We start from the raw sequence: 11,124 nt of genomic DNA on the forward strand, positions 1-11,124 counted from the left end.
CGGAGGGGCTGGCGGATGAGATAATCCCGAGGGGAGCGGAGCGTGACGGACCGATTCGACAATCCCGCCTCGGTGAAGGGGAGCTTCTACGCGAACGCGACGGAGGAGCTGCGGCGGGACCTCGCCACCGCGCTCCCGAACGACGTGCTCAAGCGCCTCCACGAGAGAACCCCTGGGAAGCACTTCGCCTGGACCGGGTGGCAGCTGATGCTCCTCGCCCTGGCCTCCGCGGGGCTCTGGCGCTTCTCGAATCCCCTCGTCTGGATCCCGCTCGCGCTCGTGCAGGGGTTCACGCTCTTCAACTTCACTGTCCTGCTGCACGAGGTGGTGCACGACACGGTGTTCCGCGAGCGGAACTCCCGGCGGAACCGCTGGCTCGGGGTGGCGTACGCGATCCCCAGCGGCATCTCAGCGTCCCAGTTCACGCGCTGGCACCTCGACCACCACGCCGAGCTGGGATCGGACACCGACGATCCCAAGCGGTTCCGCCTCACGCCCAAGCGGAACCGCCGCTGGTACAAGTTGCTCTACTTCACGCCGGCGCTGTTCCCGATCTACTTCCGGGCCGCGGCGGCGGAGACCGCCGGCTACCCCGTCCCGTTGCAGAGGCGGATCCGGATCGAGCGCTGGGCCGCCGTGGCGTTCCACCTCGGCGTGGCGGTGACGCTCGGAGCCGCCGGAGGGGTGGGACCGCTCCTCCGCGTCCAGCTGCTCCCGGTGTTCTTCGTGTTTCCCGTCGCGTTCGTGATCAACCGCCTCGGCCAGCACTACGACATCGACCCCGACGATCCCGCGAAGTGGAGCACCCTGATGAAGCCGTCGTGGTTCTGGGACCGCGCGTACCTCTTCTCCAACTACCACCTGGAGCACCACTACTTCCCGCGGGTCCCGATGTACAACCTGAGGCGACTCCACCGGCTGCTGCGGCCGTTCTACGAGAAGAGCGGGATCGTTCCCCACACGTACGGCCGGCTCCTCTGGGACTACCTCGTCCTCAACAGGAAACCGCACACCAAATGGGCGGACGGCGGATAGCCGGACGACGGCCGCGCGAGGGTCGGGCGCCTTCAGCGACCGCCGGCGGCGAGCGCCTTCGCGTGCTCGAGGTTTCGGCGAACCCCGTCGTCCTCCGGGCGCACCCTGAGCGCTTCGGTGAACTGCGCGACCGCCTCGCCGTAGCGTCCCTGGCGGGCCAGGATCACGCCGAGGTTCTTGTGGGCCGGCACGTTGTCGGGCTCGACGCTGAGGGCCTCGGCGAACCGGGCGCTCGCCCCGGCGAGATCTCCCTGCTTCATGAGGAGCGTCCCGAGGCTCGCGAGCGCCTCGGCGTCCTCAGGCGTCTCACGGAGGACCGCCTCGAATTCCGCCATCGCCTCGGGGCTCTTTCCCTGGCGGGCGAGAATGGAGCCGAGGGCCTTCCGCAGGGAGACGTCCCCCGGCGCGTCGCCCATCGCCCGGGTGATCTCGGCGGCCGCCTCGTCATCCCGTCCTTGCGTCATCAGCAGGCCGGCGACGGTCGTCCGCATCCCCGGACTCTCGAGCCTGAGCCGAAACGCCTGACGGTAGGCCGCGATGGCCTCGTCGGTCTTTCCGATCCGGGACAGGGCCGCGCCGAGATTCGCGTAGGCGAGATCGAATCCGGGCGCGATGCGGATCGCCTCCCGGTAGTGCGCGATGGCGTCGTCGGGACGGCCGCTCTCGTAGAGGTCGAGTCCCAGGGCGTTGTGGGCCGTGGCGTTCTGCTCGGTGACGCGCAGGACGTGGGCGAACAGCTCGCTCGTGTTGCGCCACCGTCCGGCCTGCACGTACGCGCAGCCCGTGAGAGCGAGCACCGCGAGGCCGGCGGCCCCCCCGAGGATCGCCGGTCGGGCGGCCGGGGCCAGGCCCGTCCCGCGCAGCAGGTCGGGCACCCCCCAGGCCACCATGACGAACAGGCCGACGAGGGGAACGTACGTGTAACGGTCTGCCATGCTCTGGATCCCGACCTGGAAGAGGCCGATCACGGGAAGGAGCGTGACCAGGTACCAGAGCCACCCGACCGCGAGGTACGGGCGGCGCTTCAAACCTCGGATCGCCAGCACGCTGATCGCCACCAGCAGGACCGCCGACGCGAGGACCCGCCCCGGCGTCTGAGCGCCCGGGATGAGGGGGTATGGGACGGCGAGCTTCGTGGGCCAGAGCATCTTGCCGACGTAGGTGCCGTAGGCGATCACGGCGTTGGCCAGCCGCCGCCCGAGCGGGAACGCCTCGAGCCCTCCGAACGCGCCGCCTTTCTTCTGTGCGTAGATGGTGACCACGCTCGAGACCAGAGAGAGAGCGAAGAGCGGCGCCTTCTCCAGAACGAGGCGATACGTCCGGCCTCGAGAGTCGCCAGGACCGGCGGCCGACGGGAACCGGCGCAGCGGCCACACGTCCAGGAGCAGCAGCACGAGGGGAAGGGTGACGAGCATCGGCTTCGCGAGGAGGCCGAGGGCCATCGCGGCGGGGACGAGGAGGTACCTCGGCCTCGTCGGACGCTCGACGTGCCGGAGGTACGCGAGCATCGCGAGCAGCCAGAACAGCGTGCTCAGCACGTCCTTGCGCTCGGTGATCCAGGCGACCGACTCGACGTGGAGCGGGTGGACCGCGAACAGGGCGGCGACGAACGCGCTGCGCCACGGGAGGCCGGTCATCCTGAAGAGCACGTGGAAGAGCAGGAGGGTGTTCGCGAGGTGCAGGACGACGTTCGTCAGGTGGAAGAGCCACGGCGCCTTCCCGCCCAGCGCCGCGTCGATCATGAGGGAGATCCACGTGAGCGGGTGCCAGTTCGCCTGGTAGGTCGTCGTGAACGCCCAGGCGATCCCCGTTCGCGTCGGGCCGCCCAGGACGAACGGGTTGCGGGATGCGTAGGCCGCGTCGTCCAGACCGACGAAGTCGAAGCCGACGGCCCGCGCGTACACGAGAAGGGTCGCGGCGGCCAGGGCGAGGGCGATGAGCCCGTTCCGGCTCCCGGCCGTTCGGGACGCGTCGCGCTCCGCGGGCTCCGCGGCCGGGGAGCGCGAGGGAGATCCCCCGGGGTGGCTCACGCGACGACCAGGCCTCCCTCCCGGCCCCCCAGCGCGTCGCCGATCCGCCAAACCGGCTCCCCGGCGCGGCGAAACGCGGCGACGAGCGCGGACGCCTCCGCGCCCTCCACCGCCGCGAGGAGGCCGCCCGACGTCTGGGGGTCGAAGAGGAGGTGCCGCTCCCACGTTTCGAGGGGCCGCCCGTACTCGATCCAGGGGGTGTAGAACGCCTCGTTCCGGCGCGTCCCTCCCGGGATCGTCCCGCTCCGCGCATACCCCTCCGCGCCGGGGAGACGGGGCACGTCCCGGAAGGCGATGCGTAGCGTCAGCCGCGACTGCTCCGCGATCTCGTGCGCGTGTCCCGCGAGGCCGAATCCGGTCACGTCGGTCAGCGCGTGGACCGCGGGGCCCGACTCGCGCAGGAGCCGGGCCGCGCCGGCCGAGAGCCGCTCCATGCTGTCCACCGCCGCCTCGAGGTCGGCCTCGTCCACCTGCTGTCGCTTGTGGGCCGTGGTCACGACGCCGGTCCCGATCGGCTTGGTCAGGAGCAGGACATCCCCGGGCCGCGCGCCTCCCTTCGACAGGATCCGGCCGGGATGCACGAGGCCCGTCACCGCGAGGCCGTACTTCGGCTCGCGATCCACGGTGGTGTGGCCTCCGGCGACCACCGCGCCCGATTCGCGCACCTTGTCCCCGCCGCCTCGCAGGATCTCCGACAGTATCGCCGGGTCCAGGTCGTCCGGGAAGCCGACGAGGTTCAGGGCGAAGAGCGGCTCCGCCCCCATGGCGTACACGTCGGACAGCGCGTTGGCCGCCGCGATCGCACCGAAGTGGTAGGGATCGTCCACGACCGGCGGGAAGAAGTCCGCCGTCTGCACGATCGCGCGGTCGTCGTCGATCCGCCAGACCAGCGCGTCGTCGAGCTCCCTGAGCCCCCGGAGCAGGTCCGGGTAGCGATCCGCCTCGAACATCCCGGCGAGCGGGCGCAGGACCTGCGCCAGGGCCTCCGGCCCCATCTTGCTCGCTCAGCCGGCGCAGGAGGCGAGGCTCGTCAGTCGGATGCGCTTCGCTTCGGACATTCCCGGGCTCCTACCCGCGGCGACCTCCACGTGAGATCACGCGGGAACGATCGGGGGGTCGAACCCGTCCCTGCGTTCCCGCTCGAGCTCCCGGAGCAGGTTGTTGACGGTTCGCTCGAGGATCGCCTCGACGCCGAGCCCTTCGCGATCGGCGGCGTCCTTGAAGGCGCGCAACGCTTCGTCGGGAATCTCCACGGAGATCCGAACCTTCGGCATGGGCGCCTCCTCGCGACGCACCCGCGATCCACTAGGCCGCAGGCACCCCCTTGAAGCCGTAGCAGAGGATCCCGCCGTGCCCCTCGCGCCGGATCTTGCGGAACACCAGCGTGACCTCGGTGCCGGGGAGGACCGTGGCGGGATCGCAGTCGACGACCTGCGTCATCAGACGCGCCCCCTCCGGCGTCTCCACGACGGCCATCGCGTAGGGCGCCTCCATGTGGAACTCGGTCGGGGGCACCACGACCACCGTCGACGTGACGACCTTCCCCTTCCACGAGAGGGCCGTCGGCTCCCAAGCCTCCCCCCGGCACGCGGGACAGACGCGGCGGGCGGGGAAGGCCACCTTTCCGCAGCCCCGGCACCGCGCGGCCTCGAGACGGAAGCGGTTCGGAAGCTCTCGCCAGTATCTCGGGCTCGGCATGGGTCACACCCTCTCGAAGACGTGGACCACGGAGCTGGCTCCGGATCCTCCCATGTTCTGGGCGAGGCCGATGCGGGCGCCCCGGACCTGGCGCTCGCCCGCATCGCCGCGCAGCTGCTCGAAGATCTCGATGGCCTGGGCGATGCCGGTGGCGCCCACCGGATGCCCCTTCGATTTGAGGCCGCCGCTGGTGTTCACCGGGATCTTCCCGCCGAGTCCGGTCACGCCTTTGCGGGCCGAGTGGCGCCCCTCCCCCACGGGCACGAGCCCGAGCGCCTCGATGCAGCAGATCTCGGCGATCGCGAAGCAGTCGTGCACCTCGGCGACCTGCACGTCGGCGGGGCCGATGCCCGCCATCCGGTACGCCCGCTCCGCCGACAGCGCGACCGCGTCGAGGAACGCGGGGTCCTTCCGGTCGGCGAGCGCCAGCGAGCTCGTGGCGAAGCCGACGCCGCGGATCTTCACCGGACGGTCGGTGTACTTCTTCGCCTGATCGAGGGGACACAGCAGCACGGCCGCGGCCCCGTCGCTCACCGGCGAGCAGAGCAGGAGGCGAAGCGGATCGGCCACCATGGACGACCTCAGCACCTCCTCGAGCTTGACCTCGCGGTGGAATTGCGCCTTCGGGTTCAGCGATCCGTGGAGGTGGTTCTTCACCGCGACCCAGGCGAGATCCTCCTCGGTCGTCCCGTGGGCCTGCATGTGGGCCCGGGCGATCATGGCGTACAGCCCGGGGAAGGTGATCCCGTGGTACGCCTCGGTCTCCTGATCGGCGGCGGTCGCGAGGACCGCGGTGACGTCCGCGCCGTCGGTCATCTTCTCGACGCCCCCCGCGAGCACGAGGTCGCTCGCCCCCGACGCGACCTCGAGGAATCCCGAGCGGAGAGCGACCCCGCCGGACGCGCACGCGCACTCGACCCGTGCGGCCGCGGTCCCGGCCATCCCGAGGTGGTCCGCCATCAGCGGGCCGAGGTGCTCCTGGCCCACGAACTGGCCGGCCGCCATGTTCCCGACGTAGATCGAGTCGACCCGGTCGACGCCCGCGCCTCGGAGCGCCTCGCTCGCCGCCTCGACGAAGAGGTCGCGCAGGCTCGATTCCCACAGCTCGCCGAACCGGGTCATCCCGGCCGCAACGATCGCCACCTCGCGCATCGTCCCTCCCTCCCCGTCAGTCGTTGAGGATGATCTTCTCGCGGAACTTGGCGTACTCCCCGTAGGTCAGGTAGCGCCGAGGGCCGTCGAGCATCGAGCGCACGGTGGCCGCCCGGCCGCGGCGCTCGGGCAGGAGCGCGGTCGCCTTGAGGACGAAGGAGTCGCTGCCCGCGCCCGACCCGAACGAGGTGATCAGGATCAGGTCGCCGGGAGACGCCACGTCCAGGACCGCCGCGAGGCCCGTGGGCGAGGAGCCGGAGTACGTGTTCCCCATCGTCGGGACGATCCAGCCGGTCTCGATCTGCTCCTTCTTGAAGCCGAGGTCCTTCCCGGCCTGCATCGGGAACTTCCCATTCGGCATGTGGAAGACCGCGTAGCGGAAGTCGGACGGCTTGAGCCCCGTCTTCGCCAGGATCCCGCGCGTCGCCGCCAGCACGTGCTTGAAGTACGCGGGCTCGCCGGTGAACCGGCCCCCGTGCCGCGGGTAGAACTCGCCCTCCCGCCGCCAGAAATCCGGCGTGTCGGTGGTGAAGCTGTAGGTCTCCAGCACGTCCGCGAGCAGCGCGTCCTTGCCGAACAGGTAGGCGGCCCCGCCGGCGGACGCGGAGAACTCCAGCGCGTCGTTCGGGGCGCCCTGGGAGGTGTCCGCACCGATGCCCATGGCGTACTCGACCCGCCCCGACTCCACGAGGCCGAGCGCGACGAACATCGCCTCGGTCCCGGCCTTGCAGGCGAACTCGAAGTCCGCCACGTGGACCTCGGGCGCGATCCCGAGCGCCTCGACGACGATGGTGCCGCTGGGCTTCACCGCGTACGGGTGCGATTCCGATCCGATGTAGAGCGCCCCGACCCGAGCCGGGTCGATCCCCGCGCGCGCGATCGCCGCCCGTCCGGCCGCGACCGAGATCGTGATCGTGTCCTCGTCGAGGCCGGGCACCGACTTCTCGTTCAGGAGAAGCCCCTTGCGGATCGCGTCGGGGTCCTTGCCCCACTGCGCCGCGATCACCTCGGCCTTGATCCGGTTGCGCGGGACGTACGCGCCGTACCCCACGATTCCCGCCATGTCCCCTCCTCGCCGGAATGAGAGCAGGTTCGCCGTGAACGGAAGAGCGTATCAGATACCGCAAGTACGCGGGAAATTCAACTTCCGCTCATGTCGGAGCGAGGGCGGCGGGGACGGGACGCTCGACGGGCTTGGCGGGGGGGAGGCAACGCGCGCGCCCCGGCCGCGACCGGCCGCGGGCGCGCGCGCCGGGATCGTCGGCTACTTCCGGGCGAGCCGGTAGTTCTCGAGCGCCTGCTCCCAATTCACGACGTTCCACCAAGCTTCGACGTACTCGGGCCGGCGGTTCTGGTACTTGAGGTAGTACGCGTGCTCCCAGACGTCGAGCCCCAGCACCGCCTTCCCTCCGGACATGATGGGCGAGTCCTGGTTCGGGGTCGAGTCGACGAGCAGCTTCCCCCCCTGGAAGTAGAGCCACGCCCAGCCGGAGCCGAATCGGCCGACGGCCGCCTGGGAGAGCTTCGTCTTGAACTCCGCGAAGGAGCCGAATCCCGCCTTGATGGCGTCCGCGAGCTCGCCGAGCGGCTCCCCTCCGCCTCCCTTCTTCATCAGTTTCCAGAACATGTCGTGGTTCAGGTGGCCTCCCCCATTGTTCCGCACGACGGTGCGCACCGATTCCGGGACGCGGTTAAGGTCCGCGAGCAGCACGGGAAGCGCCAGCGACTGGAGCGCCGGCTGCCCTTCGAGGGCCTTGTTCAGATTGTTGACGTAGGCGCCGTGGTGCTTGTCGTGGTGGATCTCCATCGTGCGCGCGTCGATCCACGGCTCGAGCGCGTCGAAGGAGTACGGTAGGGCGGGGAGCTCGTAAGCCATCGAAACCTCCTGGGTTCGAACCCTTCTTATAAAGGACCAAATCAGTCCGCATTCTAGAGTCCGGTTCGCAAAACGGCAAGTCGCTCGGCCCAGCCCGTCGACACGCAGCATATCCATGTACAATCGATCCCCTCATGAACAGGGCACCGCTCATCGCCTCGCTCGCTCTCTCGCTCGCGGCGCTCCCGATTCGCGCGGGAGCGAAGCCCGATCCCGCCGCGGGCCGGCCGCGGACACCGCCTCCCGCCGAGACCCCGGTCGCGGACCGGATCGCGCTCTACGTGTCGGGGCAGCCGGAGTACGGACGGCTCCGGGTCGATCCGCGAAATCGCACCGCCCCCGATGCCCCGGACCGGCTCGTGGTGTTCCACGGCGACGAGCCGGTCCTCGACATCGGACTCCGCAACGAGAGCCGGCTCGTCCACTCGGACCCGTCGTCCGACGACGGGCCCATGGAAGAGGGCGTCGCCGAGAGCGCCGAGATCGCCCCCGACGACCGGTCGGCGGCGATCCTATCGACGCGGTATCGGAGGGCGTCCGCCGACGAGATCCGGCCGCCGGGGTCGAAGGAGCCGCCCCCGCCGACGGGAGCGACGACCCTCACGCTCGTGAACGCCAGGCAGCCGGACGCGCGCTTCAGCGTGTCGATCGAGGATGGCCGTTGGGTCAAGGAGGTCCTGCCGCTCGCGGCGGAGAACGGTCTCGCCGTTTCCACGACGACGGGGCTCGACGCGCCCGCGGACCTCAGGATCTTCGGCGCGGACGGGAAGGAGAGCTTCAGGGTGTCCGAGGTGGAGGCGTCGGTGAAGGACCTCTCCGCCACCAACAACGGAGCGTTCGTCGCGGCCGACCTTGCGTACCCGGCGCGGCCGGGGCTTCCCGAGAGGGGCGTCCTGGTGCTCGACCTGCTGCAGGGCACGCGTTGGACGTACACCTGGTCGTACGGCGCGGACGGCGAGCCGGTCTCGTGGGCCCTCGAGGAAAGCGGCGTCCTCGAAGTGCGGCTGCCCGGACGCATCTTGCGCTTCGACCGGAACGGCACCCCGATCGGCTCGGCGCGCGCGCGATCCGGCCCACCTCCCCGGGCGGGGCGGCGGTGATCGAGGCGCGCGGCCTCCGCAAGTCGTTCGGCGCGATCACGGCGGTGGACGGCGTGTCGTTCGCGCTCCATCGAGGGGAGACGTTCGGTCTCCTCGGCCCGAACGGCGCCGGAAAGACCACGACGATCCTGCTCCTCGTGGGCGCGCTCTCCCCCGATCAAGGCGAGGTCCTCGTGAACGGCGCCACCGATCCGACCCGACCGGGGGTCCGAAGGGCCATCGGGGTGGCCCCCCAGTCCCTCTCGCTCTACGGCGAGCTGACGGCCGAGGAGAACCTCGCGTTCTTCGGGAGGCTGTACGGCCTCCGCGGGCGGGTGCTCGGCGAGCGCGTCGCTCGCGGCCTGGCGTTCGCCGGCCTCGAGCCGCGGCGCGGCGACCGCGTGAGCACGTTCTCCGGCGGCATGCAGCGCCGTCTCAACCTCGCCTGCGCCCTGGTCCACGATCCTCCCCTCCTGCTCCTCGACGAGCCGACGGTCGGCGTCGATCCGCAGTCGCGCAACCACGTCTTCGAGAGCATCGAGGCGCTTCGGCGGGACGGCCGGACGATCCTGTACACGACGCACTACATCGAGGAGGCCCAGCGGCTCTGCGACCGGGTGGCGATCATGGACCACGGCAGGATCCTCGCCCTCGACACCGTGGACCGCCTGATCGAGCGCCACGGCGGGCCCGCGGTGATCGACGCCGTGCTCGCGAAGGCGCCCGAGGACCCTTCGCGGATCCCCTGGCACCTCGACGGGACGTCGCTCCGAATCGAGACGGACCGGCCGCTCGAGGATGTCGCGCGGCTCGCGTCGGCGAATCTCCCGCTGGCGACGCTCAACGTCCGCCGGCCGGACCTCGAGGCGGTGTTCCTGGCCCTCACCGGCCGGACGCTGAGGGACTGATGTCCGGCGCCCTGACCGTCGCCCTCAAGGATCTGCGCCTCCTGGCGCGCGACCGGGCGGGTCTGTTCTGGGTCATCGGGTTCCCGCTGCTGATGGCTTCGCTCTTCGGCGCCATCTTCGGCGGGGGGGGCGAAGGAGGCCGCGGCTCTCTCCCGATCGCCGTGGTGGACGAGGACGGCACCAACGGGTCCCGGGCGTTCGCAGAGGAACTCGGCAAGTCCGAGGCGCTCGTGGTGAAGGCGCTCGCGCGAGCGGACGCGGTGGATCAGGTCCGCAAGGGGAAGCTCGTCGCCTACGTGGCGGTCGGCAAGGGATTCGGCGACTCGCCGCTGGGCGCGCTCTTGGGCGGCCAGGGAGACCCGCTGCTCGAGGTGGGCATCGATCCGTCCCGCCGCGCGGAGGCCGGATACCTCGAGGGAATCTTGATGGAGGCGTCGTTCCGCCTCCTCATGGACCGTTTCGCCGATCCCAAGAGCCTGCAGGGACCGGTGCGGAAGTCCATCGCGGAGCTGGACGGGGCGAGCGGCCTCCCGCCCGGACAGCGCGAGGTGCTCAAGGGCTTCCTCGGGGACCTCGATCGCTTCCTCGGCACCGTGGAGCCCGGCACCGTGAAGCGGGGCCCCGCGGCGACCTCGTCCAAGATCAAGATCGTGGCGGTGGCGAGGCAGGGAAGCGAGCCGCGCACCGCGTACGAGGTCTCGTTTCCCCAGGCGATCATCTGGGGACTCCTCGGCTGCGTCTCGACGTTCGCGATCTCGATCGTCACGGAGCGCGTGAACGGCACCTACCTCAGGCTCCGGCTCTCGCCGCTCTCGCGCGTTGAGATCCTGGGCGGGAAGGCCCTGGCGTGCTTCGCCGCTTCGTGTGGGGTCGTGGTCCTGCTCCTCGTGGTCGGCCGCCTCCTGTTCGGCGTCCGTCTCGAGAATCCCGCGGGCGTGGTCCTCGCGCTGCTCTGCTCCGCGACCTGCTTCGTCGGGATCATGATGTTCCTGAGCACGCTGGGGAAGACGCAGCAGTCGGTGGCGGGAGCGGGCTGGGCGATCCTGCTCATCATGTCCATGCTCGGCGGCGGGATGATCCCGCTCATCGCGATGCCGGGCTGGATGCGCTCGGTCGCGAGCTTCAGCCCGGTGAAATGGGCGGTGCTCTCGATGGAAGGGGCGATCTGGCGCGGCTTCGGGGTCCGGGAGATGCTCCTCCCTTCGGCGATCCTCCTCGCGGTCGGCGCCGCCGGCTTCGCGCTCGGCATCATCCGCCTCAGGCGCGCGGACGGCTGACCGGACCACGGAGACCGCCGCAACGCGCGGCGGTCCCGCAGTCAGTTCGAGCGCCCCACCGACGTCGTG

At 70.6% G+C, this 11,124-nt stretch carries 11 protein-coding genes; 4 read left to right on the top strand and 7 right to left on the bottom strand.

The genetic code is table 11. From position 1 onward, the window contains the following. The first annotated feature begins 42 nt into the window (after nucleotides 1–42). Nucleotides 43–1,035, top strand: a complete 993-nt coding sequence (locus LAO51_01025) for a fatty acid desaturase (protein MBZ5637318.1) — start codon at nucleotides 43–45, stop codon at nucleotides 1,033–1,035. A gap of 32 nt (nucleotides 1,036–1,067) precedes the next feature. Here LAO51_01025 and LAO51_01030 read toward each other — a convergent pair whose 3' ends face one another. The 7 genes from LAO51_01030 to LAO51_01060 all read right to left on the bottom strand — a co-directional run bounded on the left by LAO51_01030 (nucleotide 1,068) and on the right by LAO51_01060 (nucleotide 7,791). Next, a complete protein-coding gene (locus tag LAO51_01030; protein ID MBZ5637319.1) occupies nucleotides 1,068–3,065 on the bottom strand; it encodes a tetratricopeptide repeat protein in 1,998 nt (665 codons plus the stop codon). Next, nucleotides 3,062–4,123, bottom strand: a complete 1,062-nt coding sequence (gene selD / locus LAO51_01035; protein ID MBZ5637320.1) for a selenide, water dikinase SelD — start codon at nucleotides 4,121–4,123, stop codon at nucleotides 3,062–3,064. The genes LAO51_01030 and selD overlap by 4 nt, the downstream gene beginning before the upstream one ends. Nucleotides 4,124–4,159: 36 nt before the next feature. Continuing rightward, entirely contained in the window at nucleotides 4,160–4,339 is a 180-nt protein-coding gene (locus LAO51_01040; protein MBZ5637321.1) for a hypothetical protein, read from the bottom strand. Between the two features lie 31 nt (nucleotides 4,340–4,370). Next, nucleotides 4,371–4,763 (bottom strand): OB-fold domain-containing protein, encoded by a 393-nt coding sequence (locus LAO51_01045; protein ID MBZ5637322.1) that lies wholly within the window; start codon nucleotides 4,761–4,763, stop codon nucleotides 4,371–4,373. A gap of 3 nt (nucleotides 4,764–4,766) precedes the next feature. Beyond that, nucleotides 4,767–5,915, bottom strand: coding sequence for a thiolase domain-containing protein (locus tag LAO51_01050; GenBank protein ID MBZ5637323.1), 1,149 nt, complete (start codon nucleotides 5,913–5,915; stop codon nucleotides 4,767–4,769). Nucleotides 5,916–5,931: 16 nt separating this feature from the next. Beyond that, nucleotides 5,932–6,978 carry a hydroxymethylglutaryl-CoA synthase gene (locus LAO51_01055; GenBank protein MBZ5637324.1) on the bottom strand — a complete coding sequence of 349 codons (1,047 nt, stop codon included), beginning with the start codon at nucleotides 6,976–6,978 and terminating at the stop codon, nucleotides 5,932–5,934. Nucleotides 6,979–7,179: 201 nt separating this feature from the next. Beyond that, complete coding sequence (locus LAO51_01060) at nucleotides 7,180–7,791, bottom strand: superoxide dismutase (protein MBZ5637325.1); 612 nt, start codon at nucleotides 7,789–7,791, stop codon at nucleotides 7,180–7,182. Between the two features lie 134 nt (nucleotides 7,792–7,925). Here LAO51_01060 and LAO51_01065 point away from each other — a divergent pair, with 134 nt between their 5' ends. From LAO51_01065 to LAO51_01075, 3 genes are read left to right on the top strand one after another with little or no spacing between them, the layout of a single operon-like run. After that, entirely contained in the window at nucleotides 7,926–8,891 is a 966-nt protein-coding gene (locus tag LAO51_01065; protein ID MBZ5637326.1) for a hypothetical protein, read from the top strand. Further along, nucleotides 8,888–9,778, top strand: a complete 891-nt coding sequence (locus tag LAO51_01070; protein MBZ5637327.1) for an ABC transporter ATP-binding protein — start codon at nucleotides 8,888–8,890, stop codon at nucleotides 9,776–9,778. The genes LAO51_01065 and LAO51_01070 overlap by 4 nt, the downstream gene beginning before the upstream one ends. Then, on the top strand, nucleotides 9,778–11,055 hold the full coding sequence (locus LAO51_01075; protein ID MBZ5637328.1) for an ABC transporter permease: 1,278 nt from the start codon (nucleotides 9,778–9,780) through the stop codon (nucleotides 11,053–11,055). Before LAO51_01070 ends, LAO51_01075 begins: the two co-directional genes overlap by 1 nt. The last annotated feature ends 69 nt before the right edge of the window (nucleotides 11,056–11,124 follow it).

The organism is Terriglobia bacterium (genome assembly GCA_020073205.1).
Taxonomy (GTDB): domain Bacteria; phylum Acidobacteriota; class Polarisedimenticolia; order Polarisedimenticolales; family JAIQFR01; genus JAIQFR01.

Coding starts and splice junctions, on each gene's coding strand:
- LAO51_01040 (MBZ5637321.1), bottom strand. CDS start 4,339: ATGCCGAAGGTTCGGATCTCCGTGGAGATTCCCGACGAAGCGTTGCGC.
- LAO51_01045 (MBZ5637322.1), bottom strand. CDS start 4,763: ATGCCGAGCCCGAGATACTGGCGAGAGCTTCCGAACCGCTTCCGTCTC.
- LAO51_01050 (MBZ5637323.1), bottom strand. CDS start 5,915: ATGCGCGAGGTGGCGATCGTTGCGGCCGGGATGACCCGGTTCGGCGAG.
- LAO51_01055 (MBZ5637324.1), bottom strand. CDS start 6,978: ATGGCGGGAATCGTGGGGTACGGCGCGTACGTCCCGCGCAACCGGATC.
- LAO51_01060 (MBZ5637325.1), bottom strand. CDS start 7,791: ATGGCTTACGAGCTCCCCGCCCTACCGTACTCCTTCGACGCGCTCGAG.
- LAO51_01065 (MBZ5637326.1), top strand. CDS start 7,926: ATGAACAGGGCACCGCTCATCGCCTCGCTCGCTCTCTCGCTCGCGGCG.
- LAO51_01075 (MBZ5637328.1), top strand. CDS start 9,778: ATGTCCGGCGCCCTGACCGTCGCCCTCAAGGATCTGCGCCTCCTGGCG.